16 protein-coding genes are annotated in these 14,793 nt (G+C 71.4%); 4 read left to right on the forward strand and 12 right to left on the reverse strand.

Translation table 11 applies throughout. The features are described 5' to 3' along the window. Window positions 1-44: 44 nt before the first annotated feature. Both ABEB03_RS06695 and ABEB03_RS06700 read right to left on the reverse strand, forming a co-directional pair. Window positions 45-1,028, reverse strand: coding sequence for an aldose epimerase family protein (locus tag ABEB03_RS06695; RefSeq protein ID WP_345642698.1), 984 nt, complete (start codon window positions 1,026-1,028; stop codon window positions 45-47). A gap of 9 nt (window positions 1,029-1,037) precedes the next feature. Beyond that, the gene (locus ABEB03_RS06700; RefSeq protein WP_345642700.1) at window positions 1,038-1,937 is read right to left on the reverse strand and encodes an SGNH/GDSL hydrolase family protein; all 900 of its coding nucleotides are present in this window, start codon (window positions 1,935-1,937) and stop codon (window positions 1,038-1,040) included. 265 nt (window positions 1,938-2,202) lie between these two features. Between ABEB03_RS06700 and ABEB03_RS06705 the strand changes: the two genes are divergently transcribed. Beyond that, entirely contained in the window at window positions 2,203-2,697 is a 495-nt protein-coding gene (locus ABEB03_RS06705) for a DUF3145 domain-containing protein (RefSeq protein ID WP_345642704.1), read from the forward strand. Between the two features lie 208 nt (window positions 2,698-2,905). Here the strand turns inward: ABEB03_RS06705 and fabF are convergent, their stop codons facing one another. The 5 genes from fabF to fasR form a co-directional block, all read right to left on the reverse strand. Next, window positions 2,906-4,177, reverse strand: coding sequence for a beta-ketoacyl-ACP synthase II (gene fabF / locus ABEB03_RS06710; protein ID WP_345642707.1), 1,272 nt, complete (start codon window positions 4,175-4,177; stop codon window positions 2,906-2,908). Between the two features lie 128 nt (window positions 4,178-4,305). Then, complete coding sequence (locus ABEB03_RS06715; protein WP_028800941.1) at window positions 4,306-4,554, reverse strand: acyl carrier protein; 249 nt, start codon at window positions 4,552-4,554, stop codon at window positions 4,306-4,308. A gap of 72 nt (window positions 4,555-4,626) precedes the next feature. Continuing rightward, the gene (locus tag ABEB03_RS06720; protein ID WP_028800940.1) at window positions 4,627-5,658 is read right to left on the reverse strand and encodes a ketoacyl-ACP synthase III; all 1,032 of its coding nucleotides are present in this window, start codon (window positions 5,656-5,658) and stop codon (window positions 4,627-4,629) included. 13 nt (window positions 5,659-5,671) lie between these two features. Further along, window positions 5,672-6,589, reverse strand: coding sequence for an ACP S-malonyltransferase (locus tag ABEB03_RS06725; protein WP_345642718.1), 918 nt, complete (start codon window positions 6,587-6,589; stop codon window positions 5,672-5,674). An 89-nt stretch (window positions 6,590-6,678) separates the two neighbouring features. After that, window positions 6,679-7,884: a fatty acid biosynthesis transcriptional regulator FasR gene (gene fasR / locus ABEB03_RS06730; RefSeq protein WP_028800938.1), complete on the reverse strand. Its 1,206-nt coding sequence runs from the start codon at window positions 7,882-7,884 to the stop codon at window positions 6,679-6,681. 93 nt (window positions 7,885-7,977) lie between these two features. Here fasR and ABEB03_RS06735 point away from each other — a divergent pair, with 93 nt between their 5' ends. Next, window positions 7,978-8,637 carry a pirin family protein gene (locus ABEB03_RS06735; RefSeq protein WP_345642724.1) on the forward strand — a complete coding sequence of 220 codons (660 nt, stop codon included), beginning with the start codon at window positions 7,978-7,980 and terminating at the stop codon, window positions 8,635-8,637. Window positions 8,638-8,649: 12 nt separating this feature from the next. Here ABEB03_RS06735 and ABEB03_RS06740 read toward each other — a convergent pair whose 3' ends face one another. Beyond that, window positions 8,650-9,471: a serine hydrolase domain-containing protein gene (locus tag ABEB03_RS06740; protein WP_345642727.1), complete on the reverse strand. Its 822-nt coding sequence runs from the start codon at window positions 9,469-9,471 to the stop codon at window positions 8,650-8,652. A 19-nt stretch (window positions 9,472-9,490) separates the two neighbouring features. Continuing rightward, the gene (locus ABEB03_RS06745) at window positions 9,491-9,973 is read right to left on the reverse strand and encodes a GNAT family N-acetyltransferase (RefSeq protein WP_345642730.1); all 483 of its coding nucleotides are present in this window, start codon (window positions 9,971-9,973) and stop codon (window positions 9,491-9,493) included. Window positions 9,974-10,069: 96 nt separating this feature from the next. On the opposite strand from ABEB03_RS06745, the gene ABEB03_RS06750 reads away from it, so the two are divergent. After that, entirely contained in the window at window positions 10,070-10,555 is a 486-nt protein-coding gene (locus ABEB03_RS06750) for a MerR family transcriptional regulator (protein ID WP_345642733.1), read from the forward strand. Continuing rightward, the gene (locus ABEB03_RS06755; RefSeq protein ID WP_345642737.1) at window positions 10,555-11,571 is read left to right on the forward strand and encodes an aldo/keto reductase; all 1,017 of its coding nucleotides are present in this window, start codon (window positions 10,555-10,557) and stop codon (window positions 11,569-11,571) included. The genes ABEB03_RS06750 and ABEB03_RS06755 overlap by 1 nt, the downstream gene beginning before the upstream one ends. Window positions 11,572-11,839: 268 nt before the next feature. On the opposite strand, the gene ABEB03_RS06760 is transcribed toward ABEB03_RS06755, so the two are convergent. The 3 genes from ABEB03_RS06760 to ABEB03_RS06770 all read right to left on the reverse strand — a co-directional run bounded on the left by ABEB03_RS06760 (window position 11,840) and on the right by ABEB03_RS06770 (window position 14,787). Beyond that, window positions 11,840-12,691, reverse strand: coding sequence for a DUF4429 domain-containing protein (locus tag ABEB03_RS06760; RefSeq protein WP_345642740.1), 852 nt, complete (start codon window positions 12,689-12,691; stop codon window positions 11,840-11,842). Between the two features lie 75 nt (window positions 12,692-12,766). After that, entirely contained in the window at window positions 12,767-13,975 is a 1,209-nt protein-coding gene (locus ABEB03_RS06765) for an alpha/beta hydrolase (RefSeq protein WP_345642745.1), read from the reverse strand. Between the two features lie 155 nt (window positions 13,976-14,130). Beyond that, a complete protein-coding gene (locus tag ABEB03_RS06770) occupies window positions 14,131-14,787 on the reverse strand; it encodes a TetR family transcriptional regulator (protein ID WP_345642750.1) in 657 nt (218 codons plus the stop codon). Between the last annotated feature and the right edge of the window lie 6 nt (window positions 14,788-14,793).

Here is a 14,793-nt window from a genome sequence, read left to right on the forward strand (position 1 = left end):
GTTCTGCGCCCGCTCTCACCGGCGCGGACCGCGGGGCGGGACGGTCACCGTTCGCGTACGGAGAAGCCGAACACGGTCTCCGACCGGTACACCCCGCCCGGTCGCAGCTCGGTGCTCGGGAAGCCCGGCCGGTTCGGCGAGTCGGGGAAGTGCTGCGTCTCCAGCGCGATCCCGTCACCGGGCGCGTAGGGGAGCGATTCGTCGAGGTGGTCCGCCGTGTAGAGCTGGAGCCCCGGCTCGGTGGTCGAGACGGTCAGCAGGCGCCCGGAGTCCGGGTCGTGCAGCTCCGCCACCTCGACGGGGGTGTCCGTCACCCCCTTGTCGAGCACGAAGTTGTGGTCGTACCCGGCGCCGACCTTCCGGGACTGCCGGAAGTCGAAGCGCGTGCCCTCGACGGAGGCGAGCTCCCCGGTCGGGATGAGGTCCGCGTCCACCGGCGTCAGCCGCGCGGCGGCGAGGCGCAGTTCGTGCCCTCCGGCGCTGCCCGCGCCGCTCAGGTTCCAGTAGGTGTGGCTGGTCAGGTTCACCACGGTCGGCGCGTCGGTGCGCGCCTCGTACGCGATCCGCAGCGAGCCGTCCGCGTCGAGCGTGTACGTCGCCGAGACGGCCAGCCGGCCCGGGAAGCCCTCCTCGCCGTGCGGGCCGACCCGCGACAGCCGCACGCCCCCGTCGACCGGCTCGGCGTCCCACACCCGCTTGTCGAAGCCGAACTCGCCGCCGTGCAGCGAGTTCGGGCCGTCGTTCGGGGTCAGGTGGTAGGTGAAGCCGTCGAGCGGGAAGCGGGCGCCCGCGATCCGGTTCGCGTACCGGCCGACCAGCGCGCCGAAGTACGGCTGCGGGTGCGCGAGATAGCCCGCGAGGTCGGGGAAGCCCAGCACCACGTTCGCGGTCCGCCCGTCCCGGTCGGGGATCTCGGCCGACTGCACGATCCCGCCGTACGTCAGGATCCGCACCCGCACACCCGACCGCTCCAGAGTCCAGCGATGGACCGCGGTGCCGTCGGAAAGTGTGCTGAAAAGTTCGCTCATGAGCGAACCCTAGGTCACCGGATTGGGCGCGGTGATGTTGCGGTAGGCGATCTCGGCCAGCCGTGCCTGCCCGTCCTTGCTCGGGTGGAACCAGTCCCAGTGGCTCAGTTGCTCCGTGTCGAAGCGGTACTCGAAGACCGCGCCGCCGTCGAAGCGGCACCGCCGGTCCTTGGCACACACCTCGCGCAGCACCTCGTTGTACGCCTCGACGCGGTTCTGCACCTTGGCGCGCCGCAGCGTCGCCGCCGAGTCCAGGGCGTCCGCGTCCCCCAGCATCGACGGGCAGATCCCCAGCTTCCAGATCTGCTTGCCGAGCGCGCTCGTACGGCCCTGGGACCACAGTCGCTTCAGATCCGGCACGCTCGACACGTACACCTGGGTCTTGGGCAGGGCCGCACGCAGCGTGTCCATCGCGTCCTGGAAGCCGGCGCGGAAGTCCGCCACGGACGTCATCGCGGAGGCCGAAGCACGGCAGGCGTCGTTGGCTCCCGCCATCACCGTCACCAGCTCCGGCCGCCGGGTCGCCGCCTGCGCCATCTGTCCGGGCAGGTCCGCCATCCGGGCGCCGGTCACCGCGTAGTTCCAGCTGTGCTCGGCGGCCCCGGCCTTCCCGAGCAGCCGCACGGCGAGGGATTTGACCTGCGCGTCGCTGCCCGTCGCCCAGGACACCTCGGGGCAGTCCGACAGCACGGCGCAGGCGTCGAAGCCCCGCGTGATGGAGTCGCCGACGGCGGCCAGCGACCGCGGGCTGGTGTTCCACGTGGGCGTCGGCTTCGGGGACGGATGCGCCGTGGACGTGTCTCTCGGCGCCGGGGAGTTGCCACCGGAGGCGTCGCACCCGGCGACGCCCAGGAGGGCCGCCGCCGCGACGGCGACGACGGCCCGTGAACGGTGACTGCGGTTCCGCATCCCCAGGTCCCCTCGTTCGTTGTGCAGGGTCGGTCACACCCTTCGGGCGCGCCGGTCGGTGTCGCGCCGTAGGCCATTGGTGGCACCGCGTCGTGCCCGGTCGGCAGCACCGCGTCCCCATGGGTGAAACCTCGGTGTTTCCAGGCGTCGGGACCGACGGTACGTCACACTCCTTGCGCCGCCGCACGGTAGCCTCGCCCCGTGGCCGCCCTGCCACTGCCGTTCCGCTAAGTTACAAGATGTCTCGCTCTGTCCGGAGGCCCCAGTGACGACACGTGGAGTTCTCTACGTGCACTCCGCGCCCCGCGCGCTGTGCCCGCACGTCGAGTGGGCGGTCGCCGGGGTACTCGGCACGCGCGTGAACCTCGACTGGATCCGGCAGCCCGCCGCGCCCGGCACCTGGAGATCGGAGTTCTCCTGGAAGGGCGAGGTCGGCACGGCCTCCAAACTCGCCTCCGCGCTGCGCGGCTGGCAGATGCTGCGCTTCGAGGTCACCGCCGAGCCCTGCCCCACCGCCGAGGGCGAGCGCTACAGCTGCACCCCCGACCTGGGCATCTTCCACGCGGTCACCGGGATCCACGGCGACATCCTGATCCCCGAGGACCGGCTGCGCGCCGCCCTGCTCCGCTCCCAGCGCGGCGAGACCGACCTGGAGGCCGAGATCGCCAAACTCCTCGGCAAGCCCTGGGACGACGAGCTGGAGCCCTTCCGCTACGCGGGCGAGGGCGCCCCGGTCCGCTGGCTCCACCAGGTGGTCTGACCTACGGTCATCCGGCTTACCAGCGTCCCGCCCAGAGGGGTCCGGCTTTCGAGCGGCCCTGTGCAGGAGCGTCCCGAAGGGGCGCGGGGAACTGCGCGACAAGCCCCCACCGGCCCGCAGAGGGCACGCAACCGACGACGAACGGCGTGTGGCCCGTACCCCCGGACAAGGGGTACGGGCCACACGCCGTTCAGTACGACTACGGCCGTCAGACGGTACGGAACGCCAGCACCACGTTGTGCCCGCCGAACCCGAACGAGTCGTTCAGCGCGGCGATCCGCCCGTCGACGGGCAGCTTGCGCGCCTCACCGCGGACGATGTCGGCGTTGGCCTCGGCCTCGGGGTCGAGGTTCTCGACGTTGATGGTCGGCGGGGCGACCCGGTGGTACAGCGCGAGCACCGACGCGACCGACTCGACACCGCCGGCGCCGCCGAGCAGGTGTCCGGTCATCGACTTGGTGGCGGACACCGCGATGTGGTCGGCGTCGTCGCCGAACACCTTGCGCAGCGCCTTCAGTTCGGCCACGTCACCGGCCGGCGTCGAGGTGGCGTGCGCGTTCACGTGCACGATCTCGGCGGGGTCCAGGTCGGTGTTGTCGAGCAGGTTCTGCAAGGCGTGCGAGATGCCGCGGCCCTCGGGCTCCGGCTGCACGATGTCGTGGGCGTCGGCCGAGATGCCCTGGCCGACGGCCTCCGCGTAGACGCGGGCGCCACGCTTGGCGGCGTGCTCGGCGGACTCCAGGACGAGGACGCCGGCGCCCTCGCCGAGGACGAAGCCGTCACGGTCGACGTCGTAGGGGCGCGAGGCACCCTGCGGGTCGTCGTTGTTCTTGGACATCGCCATCATGTTGCCGAACGCGGCGATGGGAAGCGGGTGGATGGCCGCCTCGGTGCCACCGGCGACGACGACGTCGGCGCGGCCCGTGCGGATCATCTCGATGGCGTAGCCGATGGCCTCGGCGCCGGAGGCGCAGGCGGAGACCGGGGTGTGGACACCGGCGCGGGCGCCCACGGCGAGGCCCACGTTGGCGGACGGGCCGTTCGGCATCAGCATCGGCACGGTGTGCGGGGAGACGCGGCGTACGCCCTTCTCCTTCAGCACGTCGTACTGGTCGAGCAGGGTCGTCACGCCGCCGATGCCGGAGGCGATGACGGCACCGAGCCGGTCGGGGTCGACGCTCGCGTCCTCGCCCGCCTTGTCGGTGAAACCGGCGTCGGCCCAGGCCTCCTTGGCCGCGATGAGCGCGAACTGCGCCGAGCGGTCCAGCCGGCGGGCCTGCGGACGGGGGATGACCTCGCCCGGCTCCACGGCGATCTGTGCCGCGATACGGACCGCCTGGTCGGCGGCCCACTCCTGCTCCAGGGGACGGACACCGGAACGTCCGGCGACCAGGCCCTCCCAGGTAGAGGCTGCGTCGCCACCCAGCGGTGTGGTTGCGCCGATACCGGTGACGACCACGGTGCGATTGGTCGGGCTCACGGGAATTCTTTCTCCAACGGATACGAGGATTCAGCGGCGCCACCGCCGGGTGGCGGGGCATGCGGCCCAGGCGGACCGGGGCTCGGAGCCCGGACGGAACCGGAGCTCCAGCCCAGGTGATCGGTAGATCAGGCCTGGTGCTTGAGGATGTAGTCGGTCGCGTCGCCGACGGTCTTGAGGTTCTTGACGTCGTCGTCCGGGATCTTCACGTCGAAGCGCTCTTCGGCGGCGACGACGACCTCGACCATGGACAGCGAGTCGACGTCCAGGTCGTCGGTGAAGGACTTGTCCAGCTGGACGTCCTCGGTGGGGATGCCGGCGATCTCGTTGACGATCTCGGCGAGACCTTCGACGATCTCTTCCTGAGTGGCGGCCATGTCAGGCGCTCCTTCGGTGTGTATCCAGAGGGTGTGGCGGTACTCCGGCCGGAGATGATCCGGACGGTGTGCCTAGGGGAGGGTAACGACCGTGGCGGCGTACACGAGACCCGCCCCGAATCCGATGACGAGCGCGGTGTCGCCGCTCTTCGCCTCACCGGTCGCCAGGAGCCGCTCCATCGCGAGCGGGATCGAGGCGGCCGATGTGTTGCCGGTGGTGCGTACGTCGCGGGCGACCGTGACGTGCTCCGGCAGTTTGAGCGTCTTCACCATCGAGTCGATGATCCGCTCGTTGGCCTGGTGGGGAATGAAGACGTCCAGGTCGTCCGGCGAAAGTCCGGCGGCGTCGAGCGCCTCCTTGGCGACCTTCGCCATCTCGAAAACGGCCCAGCGGAACACCGCCTGGCCTTCCTGCGTGATCGCAGGGAACTTGATCTCGCCCTTGGAGTCGAGCGGAAGCTGCGAGACGTCGCCGATGCGGAAACGGTCCCACGGCACGGTCTGCTTGATGGTGCCGGCCTTGTCGCCCTCCGAGCCCCACACGGTGGGGCCGATGTGCGGCTCCTGCGAGGGACCCACGACGACCGCGCCCGCGCCGTCGCCGAACAGGAAGGCCGTGGCGCGGTCCTCCAGGTCGGTGAGGTCGGACAGCCGCTCCACGCCGATGACGAGGACGTACTCGGCCGAACCCTCGACGATCATGCCCTTCGCGAGGGTCAGACCGTAGCCGAAGCCCGCGCAGCCGGCCGAGATGTCGAAGGCGGCGGCCTTGTTCGTGCCGAGCTTGTCGGCGATCTCGGTGGCGATGGCCGGGGTCTGGCTGAAGTGGGACACGGTGGAGACCACCACGGCGCCGATCTGGTCGGCGTCGATCCCGGCGTCGGCGATGGCCTTGCCGGACGCCTCGATCGACATCGCGGCGACGGTCTCCTCGTCGGAGGCCCAGTGCCGGGTCTGGATGCCGGAGCGCGAGCGGATCCACTCGTCGGACGAGTCGATCGTCTCCAGGATCACCTCGTTGGGCACGACCCGGACGGGGCGGTAGCCGCCGACACCGAGGATGCGGGCGAAAGGAGCGCCCTTGGGTGCCTTGATCTTCGACATGCTCTCGGGCTCCTTAGGCCGCGCTGTGCTCGGCGACGAGTTCGCGAGCCGCGTCGAGGTCTTCGGGGGTCTTCAGGGCCAGCGTCCGGACCCCGGGCAGCGCGCGCTTGGCCAGACCGGTGAGCGTGCCGCCGGGGCACACCTCGATCAGCGTGGTCGCGCCGAGGTCCTCGAACGTCCGCATGCACAGGTCCCAGCGCACCGGGTTGGCGACCTGGCCGACCAGGCGCGAGACGACCTCGGCACCGGTGTCGACGACCCGGCCGTCCTTGTTCGAGACGTAACGGACCGTCGGATCCGCCGGCGTCAGGTCCTCGGCGGCCTTCGCGAGCGCGTCGACCGCGGGGGCCATGTGAGCGGTGTGGAACGCGCCCGCGACCTTCAGGGCGACGACACGGCGTACGCCCTCCGGCTTGTCCGCCTCCAGGGCGGCCAGTTGCTCCAGGGTGCCGGCGGCCACGATCTGGCCCGCGCCGTTCACGTTGGCCGGGGTGAGGCCGAGCTTCTCCAGGTGCGGGACCGTCGTCTCCGGGTCACCGCCGAGGAGCGCCGACATGCCGGTCTGCGTGATGGCGGCGGCATCGGCCATCGCCAGGCCCCGCTTGCGGACGAGCTGGAGCGCGGCGGTGTCGTCGAGCACTCCGGCGAACGCGGCGGCGGTGATCTCACCGACGCTGTGGCCCGCGACGGCACCGGGCGCGATGTCACCGAGTGCCGCGGCGGACAGAAGACCCGCGGCGACGAGCAGCGGCTGCGCGACAGCCGTGTCCCGGATCGCGTCCGCGTCGGCCTGCGTGCCGTAGTGGGCGAGGTCGAGTCCGATGGCCTCCGACCACGCGGCAATGCGGTCGGCGGCGCCGGGGAGTTCGAGCCAAGGAGTCAGGAAGCCGGGCGTCTGGGCGCCCTGGCCGGGAGCGACGAGTACGAGCACTCTCACACTCTCTCTTGTGGACGGCCACGGCCGCCCGTGGGGACAGGGACGAAGAACACGAAGGGGAATTGTAGGTCCCCGACAAAAGGCTAGGTCTGAGGATCTCCATCGGTCAGACGCCCCAGGATCAGCGCGATGCGCAGGGTGAATGCGGAGCGTACATCCGACGGCGACCAGCCGGTGACGTCAGTCACACGTCGGAGCCGGTAGCGCACGGTGTTGGGATGGACGAAGAGCATGCGGGCCGCGCCTTCGAGGCTGCTCGCCTGTTCCAGGTAGACGCTGAGGGTCTCCAGTAGCGCGGAGCCGGCTTCCTCCAGCGGTCTGTAGATCTCCTCCACCAGCTGTTCGCGCGCGGACGGGTCTCCGGCGATCGCGCGCTCCGGCAGCAGATCGTCCGCGAGAACCGGCCGCGGGGCGTCCTGCCAGGCGAAACACGCCTTGAGCCCGGCGGCGGCGGCCTGCGCGGAGCGGGTCGCGGCGAGCAGGTCGGGCACGATCGGCCCGGCCACGACGGGGCCGGCGGCATACGGTCCGATCAGCGACTTGGCGACGGCGAGCGGGTTGTCGTTGCCTCCCGCGATGACGACGAGCCGGTCCCCGAGGACCCCGGTGAGCACCTGGAGCTTGGCGTGCCGGGCGGCTCGCCGGATCGCCTCCACGGTCAGTTCGCTGTCCCCGTCGGGTGCCGTGCCCAGCACTACGCAGACGTGCTCGGGGGAGTTCCAGCCGAGGGCGGCGGCCCGGCTGACGGCGCCCTCGTCCGCCTCGCCGGAGAGCACCGCGTTCACGACGAGCGACTCCAGGCGGGCGTCCCAGGCACCGCGTGCCTCCGCCGCCTGCGCGTACACCTGGGCCGTGGCGAAGGCGATCTCGCGGGCGTAGACGAGGAGCGCCTCGCGCAGCACGGACTCGTCGCCCGGGGCGGCCACCTCGTCGATGGCGCTCTCCATGACCTCGATGGTCGTCCGCACCATCTCGACGGTCTGGCGCAGGGTGATCGCCCGGGTCAGCTCGCGCGGAGCCGTGCCGAAGACGTCGGTGGAGATGGCCTGCGGAGCGTCCGGATGCCGGAACCACTCGGTGAAGGCCGCGATACCGGCCTGCGCGACGAGCCCGATCCAGGAACGGTTCTCCGGTGGCATGGCCCGGTACCAGGGCAGCGTCTCGTCCATCCGCGCGATGGCCTGGGCGGCGAGACTTCCGGACGACTTCTCCAGTCGCCTCAGGGTCGCGGAGTGCGTGTGGACGTCGTGCGACGGGCGGTCGGTGTTGCTGGCTTCGGGTTCGGGCACGGGACAAGACTGCCTTATCAGGACGGAGCCGTGCGGCGGCGGGTCACCGCTAAGCGCGCGAAGGGCGTCGGACCGGCGGCTACGGTGGTCCCTGTGATGGACGTCCGCCGCGCCGACGAGCGCTACCACGGAGGGGATCCGGAGGCCGGGATCTCCTCCCTCCACGCCTTTTCCTTCGGTCCGCACTACGACCCGGACAACCTCCGCTTCGGTGCCGTGATCGCCTGCAACGAGGAGCGGCTCGCGCCCGGCGCGGGCTTCGACGAGCACCCGCACAGCCACACCGAGATCGTCACGTGGGTGGTGGAGGGCGAGCTGACCCACCGGGACTCGGCCGGGCACGCCTCGGTGGTGCGCTCCGGCGACGTCCAGCGGCTGAGCTCCGCGGGCGGTGTCCGGCACGCGGAACGCAACGACGGCACGGAGCCGCTCGTCTTCGTGCAGATGTGGCTGGCCCCGCTGGAGCCGGGCGGCGACCCGGCGTACGAGATCGTCCACGGCATCGCGGACTCCACGCCGTACGCGGTGCCCGAGGCGGGTGCCATGCTGCACGTCCGCCGGCTGACTGCGGGGGAGCGTACGGCGGTCCCCGACGCGCCCTTCGTCTATGTGCACGTCGTGCGCGGCGAAATCCGCCTGGACGGCGAGGAACTGGCGGCCGGGGACGCCGCGCGGATCACCGAGGCGAAGGACCTGGAGGCCGTGGCGGGCGCCCCGGCGGAGCTCCTGCTGTGGGAGATGACCGCGCCGTGAGCCGTCCCCGGCTCAGCGGCGGAGGTCCGCCAGCACGCCGTCGGTGAAAGGCGTCCACACCTCGGCCGCCCAGGGCCCGAAGGCCCGGTCCGTCAGCGCGACGCACGCCGCGCCCGCCACCGGGTCCACCCACAGGAACGTGCCGGACTGACCGAAGTGCCCGAAGGTGCGGGGCGAGGACGAATTCCCGGTCCAGTGCGGCGACTTGTGGTCGCGGATCTCGAACCCGAGACCCCAGTCGTTGGGGTTCTGGTGCCCGTACCCCGGCAGCACGCCCTTCGTCCCCGGGTACTGCACGCTCATCGCCTCCGCGACCGTCCGCGGGTCGAGCAGCCGCGGTGCCTGCACCTCGGCGGCGAAGCGGACGAGGTCGGCCACCGTGGACACGCCGTCCTTGGCGGGCGAGCCGTCGAGTGTGGTCGACGTCATGCCCAGCGGGTGCAGCACCGCCTGGCGCAGGTACTCGCCGAAGGGGATGTCGGTCGCCTTGGCGATGTGGTCCCCGAGCACCTCGAACCCGGCATTGGAGTACAGCCGCCGCTCCCCGGGCGCGGAGGTCGTACGGTGCTCGTCGAAGGCGAGTCCGGAGGTGTGCGCGAGCAGATGACGGACCGTCGCCCCCGCGGGTCCGGCCGGTTCGTCGAGGTCGATCGCCCCCTCCTCGTACGCGACGAGCGCCGCGTACGCGGCGAGCGGCTTGGTGACCGACGCGAGCTTGAAACGGTGTTCCAGCGGGCCGTGCGTCCCCAGTACCGCGCCGTCCGCGCGGACGACCGCCGCGGCGGCGGTGGGAACGGGCCAGTTCGAGATCAGCGCCAGGCTCTGCAGGGACATGCCTACGAGCGTAAGCGGCTCACAGCTGGAGACGCATCGAGGGGTCCGGCTTGCGCACGAAGCCGAGGGCGGCGTACAGCGGCTCGGCCTCCGCGGACGCGTTGAGGTCGACCTGCGCGGCGCCCCGCTCGCGGAACCAGTCGAGGAGCGCCTCCATGCACGCGCGGGCGTAGCCGCGGCGCCGGGTGCCCGGGTCGGTGGCGACGCTGAAGACGTGGCCGACCCGGCCGTGCGGGTTGCCCGCGCGGCCGATCCGGTACTCGACGGTCCCGACGACGAGTGCCGCCAGGGTGCCGGGACGGTCGGGATCGTCGACGACGAAGGCGGCGAAGGTACCGTCGGTGTCGGCCAGCCGCCCGCGTACGGTCGGGAGGGACTCCGCCTGCCATGCGGAGGCGTCCGGCGGAGCGTCGCCGGGTGCCCCCAGCGAGTCGATCATCACCTGGCGCAGACGCAGTACTTCCCCGGCGTCCTCGGGCACGGCACGTCGTACGAGACTCATGATCGGCACGGTATCCACCCGCTCCGGGCCGAGTCGCCGGAATTTCACCTGATTCCGCTTGCTTGGAGTGCACTCCAAGGTTCTAGCGTGGAGGCCATGACGGTGATGGAGACCACGGCCGAGGCCGCCGAGACCGGCACCAGGAGCAGGACCGACCTCTGCGCGGCGCCACCCGAGCGGCACCGGCGCCCGGACGGCCAGGACAACTACACGATCAGCGAGGTCGTCGCCTTCACCGGCCTCACCGCGCACACCCTGCGCTGGTACGAGCGCATCGGGCTGATGCCGCACATCGACCGCTCGCACACCGGGCAGCGCCGGTACAGCAACCGCGACCTCGACTGGCTGGGCCTCGTCGGCAAGCTCCGGCTCACCGGGATGCCCGTGGCCGACATGGTCCGGTACGCGGAACTCGTGCGCGAGGGCGACCACACCTACATCGAGCGCTACGAGCTCCTGGAGGCGACGCGCCGGGACGTCAAGGCGCGGATCGAGGAGCTCCAGGACACGCTCGCGGTGCTCGACCACAAGATCAACTTCTATGCGGACGCGGGGCGGGCCCTGGCGTCGGAGAGGTCCTGATGACGGACAGCGCCATCGGCAGGGTCCGGCTCGGCGACGGGGGGCCCGAGGTCGGCGTGCAGGGGCTCGGCTGCATGGGCATGAGCTGGGCGTACGGGCCGCGGGACGCGGAGGCGTCGCGGGACACCCTGGAGAGGGCGCTGGAACTCGGCGTCACGCTCTTCGACACCGCCGACGCGTACGGCCAGGGCGGGAACGAGGAGTTCCTCGCGCCCTTCGTCAAGGCACACCGGGACGACGTGGTCCTCGCCACCAAGTTCGCCATCTCGGTGCCGCCGGACCAGCCGACGAAGCGGATCATCCGCAACGACGCGCCGTACGTCCGGCAGGCCGTCGAGGCGAGCCTGAGGCGGCTGGACGTAGACGTGATCGACCTCTACTACATGCACCGCCGTGACGTGCACGTCCCCATCGAGGAGACCGTCGGCGTCATGGCGGACCTGGTGCGGGAGGGCAAGGTCAAGCACCTGGGCCTGAGCGAGGTGACGGCCGGCGAGCTGCGGGCGGCGCGGACCGTGCACCCGATCGCGGCCGTGCAGTCGGAGTGGTCGCTGTTCAGCCGCGACATCGAGGCGGGTGTCGTGCCGGAGGCGCGTCGGCTGGGGGTGGCGCTCGTGCCCTACTCGCCGCTCGGCCGGGGCTTTCTCACGGGGTCGTTCGCCGACGCCGACCAGGATCTGGCCTCGGGGGACTTCCGGCGCACGATGCCTCGCTTCACCGGTGACAACGCGGTCGCCAATGTGGCGCTGCTGGAGCAGGTGCGGGCTGTCGCGGAGGCGCACGACGTGTCGCTCGGGCAGGTCGCGCTGGCCTGGGTCCAGCAGCGGGCCGCCGTGCACGGGCTCACCGTGGTGCCGATTCCTGGCACCACCAAGCGTGGTCGCGTCGAGGAGAACGCCGCCGCGACGCGGATCGTCCTGACTCAGGAGGAGCTGGACCTGCTCGAACCCATCGCCGGGAAGGTCGCCGGGGACCGGTACGCCGACATGACGTTCTCGTCGGCGGGCCGGGAGTAACGCGGGTTTCGCCCCCTCCGCCCCTGCCCGTCCCCTTGTCCCGGGGGCTGCCGCCCCCGGACCCCCGGCTTCGGCCTGGACGGCCTTGTCCTCAAGCGCCGGACGGGCTGGGATTCGCTGTCCGTCCCCGTTGTCCCCGGGGGCTGCCGCCCTGGATCCCCGCTTCGGTCTGGACGGCCTTGTCCTCAAGCGCCGGACGGGCTGGGATTTCCTGCCCGGGACACGGGTGTGTGCCGGAGTGGGCGGCATTCCGGGTGCGGCGGCTTTCCTACAGCTCCGCCAGCAGTTCGGCCTTCTTGCTGCTGAACTCCTCGTCCGTGACGAGCCCGGCCTCGTGCAGTTCGCCGAGGTGACGGATCCGGTCGGCGATGTCGGCCGGATCGCGGCGGGGAGCCGGTGCGGCGACGGCTGTGGGGCCGGCGGACCGTACCGCGGCCAGTACGGCGGCGGCGAAGGGCAGCGACTCGTGCACCGGGCCGTAGCCGAGGCCGAAGACGACGGCCGCCGGGTCCTGGTCGGCCTGGGCGGGCTGCTGGGCCGCCGGTGCACGGCGCAGGAGCCGCAGGTGGCCCTCGAAGACCTCGGGGGAGCGCCACTCGACCCCGCTCAGGTCGGCGACCGGGAAACTCTGGTCGCCGGCCTTCCACTTCGCGGAGGAGGCTCCCGTCCAGAACCAGCGGAAGGACACCGCCCTGCCGTCGAAGGAGGCCTTCCCGTCGTACGCCTTGAAATGCAGCGGCCCCGCGGGCGGATCCACCAGATGGCGTTCGGCCGGTTCGTCGTCGGTGGTGAGTCGGTCGCGCAGTTCGTCCGCGTAGTACTCGGCGAGGGTCTCGCGGTCGGCGGGCAGCACCAGCCGGTAGGGGTCGCACCCCTCCTTCAGCTGTCCCGCGGCAGCCTCCATCAGCGGATCGGCGCCCGCCCGTGGCACGGCGCGCAGAACGACCGTGCCGCGCTTCCCGGGCGTCAGCGTCACCGCCGCGATCGCCTCCAGGGGGATACGGCGTTCACCGAGCGCCTGGAACAGCTTCGGCGTACGAATCCCCCGTTCGAAGCGGATGAGCACGGAGTCGGACTCGAACTCCCAGGCGGCATGAAATCCGGCCAGTACGTCACCCATGCGGGCCATCGTATGCGGCACGCAAGCCTCCGTCGCCTCCTCGTACGGACCGCAGTTTTTCGCTCTCTACGCGCGTCAGGCCGACGCGGCGTCGGACAAACCCGCCCGGCACGCTTCATCGTCACGTGCGCAGCTCACCGCGCGGTACGCGCCAACACCGATCTCCGCGAAGTTGCGGAGGCTCTCCGTGCCCGGCTCGAAGTAGCCGGCGTGCCCCTGCGCCCTGTCCGCGGACAGCACCCGCGCACCGAACCCCTTCGACACCGGGTCGGCGCCGTGCCCGAGACCGCCGACCTCCAGGTACGGCACGTCCTGGATCCAGTCGTCGCGGTCCCGCATCGCCCAGACCCGCGCCGTGGTGTGCAGGTCGGCCGCCTTGTCGGTCCGCATCCCGGGGCTTCCCGCCACCGCTATGTCGGAGACCCGGGTGGGCAGCTCGTGGGCGGCGACCCCGCACAGTACGGAGCCGTAGCTGTGGCAGTACAGCGCCACCGGCGCTTCCCCCGGCAGGGCCCGCAGCAGCGCGTTCAGCCGTACCGCGCCCTCCTTCGCCCGCATCGCGGTGGCCGCGTCCATGCCGAGCCCGCTGGGCGCCGTGTAGTCGGCCCAGGCGATCACGGCGGTGCGCGTGCCCGGACCCGCTGCGCGTTCCTCCGCGTACAGCGAACGTGCCATGCCGACCGGAGCCGAGTACTTCTTGGAGGTGCGCTGGAAGGTCAGCAGGTCGGTGTCGACCCCGGGCACCACGACCGAGATCCGCTCCGCCTTGTCGAGGCTGCCGAAGACCTCGGCGACCCGGCCCGACCCGATGGGGTCGAAGGCGAGGATCTTGCGGCCCTTGTGCAGCAGGGCCTCGTAGCGGTCCATACGGCGGCCCGCGTCGCGCTGGCCGAGGGGCGACAGCCGGTTGTCGTGCATGCGCTTGCGCTCGACCTTGCGCTGCTGGTCGAGGGCGATGCGGTTCGCCCGGTAGCGCAGGGTCACCGGCGCGCCGTTCATGTTGCCGACCGCGAGCGGGTAGCGGTGGGCGAGCCGGGTGCGCTGCTGGGCGTCGAGCGTCGCGAAGAAGCGGGCCAGCACGCCCGGCGCCGACTCGGCGTCGGGGAGCGCCCGTCCGGCGATGTGCCCGTGCTGCCAGGCGTCGCGGGACGCCTGGAGCGGGGTGGCTCCGCGGTGGCTGTGGAGAGCGGTCCAGCCACTTGTGGCGAGCATCACGAACACCACGGCCAGCGCGAGCAGCGCGCGCCAGACGTTGAGTTGGGGAGATGTGTCGAAGGAAGTCACTGAGAGGACACCCTAGGAGAAGCAGAGTGCCTCACGTTAAACGAGTGAGCGGGATCACGTTTCTGGTGGGGTAATTGGGGCAAACCGGGTTCAGTTTGAGTTAAATACTCACGCTGCGTGGCCGAATTGCTGCGACGCCTGTGCGAGATGTGACGCTACGTGCGCCACTTCTCCGCCAACGCGGGCCCCACATGGTCGAGATAGGACGCCGTCAGTGCGCGGATCGCCTCGACGCTGGTGTCCTCGCCCGCCCCCCACAGTCGTCCCGTGACCCGCATCACCCCGCCGAACACGGCGACCGCCACGCGTGGGCGGGGGTCCGCGTCGACGTCCAGACCCTCGCGCTCGGCGATCACCCCGGCGATCTCCTCCTCCATTTCGGCGGAGCGGCGCAGGTGGGCGGCGAGCAGGGCGGGGGTCGACTCGATCAACTGGAAGGTGCGCATGTGCAGTTCGATCGGGATGACCGCCTCGATCGCCTCGCCGATGGTGTCCCAGCTCTCCAGGACGGCCCGCCGAAGCGCCTCCAACGGCGCTTCGTGGGGCGGCCGTTCGCGCACGGCGGCGAGGAAGTGCGACTCGGCGAGCCGCTGGACGAACAGGGCGACGTCCTCCTTGCCCGCGAAGTAGCGGAAGAAGGTGCGCTGGGACACGTCGACGGCGTCGGCGATCTCGTCGACGGTCGTCTGCTCGTACCCCTGGGTGGTGAACAGTTCGAGGGCGGCTCGCAGCAGCGCGTCCCGGGTGCGCTGCTTCTTGCGTTCGCGCAGGCCCGGGCGCGGTGCCGTCCCGATCGTGTCCGCCGTCTCCATGACCCT

The organism is Streptomyces siamensis, from assembly GCF_039543605.1.
GTDB lineage: Bacteria > Actinomycetota > Actinomycetes > Streptomycetales > Streptomycetaceae > Streptomyces > Streptomyces siamensis.

Coding starts and splice junctions, on each gene's coding strand:
- ABEB03_RS06695 (WP_345642698.1), bottom strand. CDS start 1,028: ATGAGCGAACTTTTCAGCACACTTTCCGACGGCACCGCGGTCCATCGC.
- ABEB03_RS06700 (WP_345642700.1), bottom strand. CDS start 1,937: ATGCGGAACCGCAGTCACCGTTCACGGGCCGTCGTCGCCGTCGCGGCG.
- ABEB03_RS06715 (WP_028800941.1), bottom strand. CDS start 4,554: ATGGCCGCCACTCAGGAAGAGATCGTCGAAGGTCTCGCCGAGATCGTC.
- ABEB03_RS06720 (WP_028800940.1), bottom strand. CDS start 5,658: ATGTCGAAGATCAAGGCACCCAAGGGCGCTCCTTTCGCCCGCATCCTC.
- ABEB03_RS06740 (WP_345642727.1), bottom strand. CDS start 9,471: ATGTCCCTGCAGAGCCTGGCGCTGATCTCGAACTGGCCCGTTCCCACC.
- ABEB03_RS06745 (WP_345642730.1), bottom strand. CDS start 9,973: ATGAGTCTCGTACGACGTGCCGTGCCCGAGGACGCCGGGGAAGTACTG.
- ABEB03_RS06750 (WP_345642733.1), top strand. CDS start 10,070: ATGACGGTGATGGAGACCACGGCCGAGGCCGCCGAGACCGGCACCAGG.
- ABEB03_RS06755 (WP_345642737.1), top strand. CDS start 10,555: ATGACGGACAGCGCCATCGGCAGGGTCCGGCTCGGCGACGGGGGGCCC.
- ABEB03_RS06760 (WP_345642740.1), bottom strand. CDS start 12,691: ATGGGTGACGTACTGGCCGGATTTCATGCCGCCTGGGAGTTCGAGTCC.
- ABEB03_RS06770 (WP_345642750.1), bottom strand. CDS start 14,787: ATGGAGACGGCGGACACGATCGGGACGGCACCGCGCCCGGGCCTGCGC.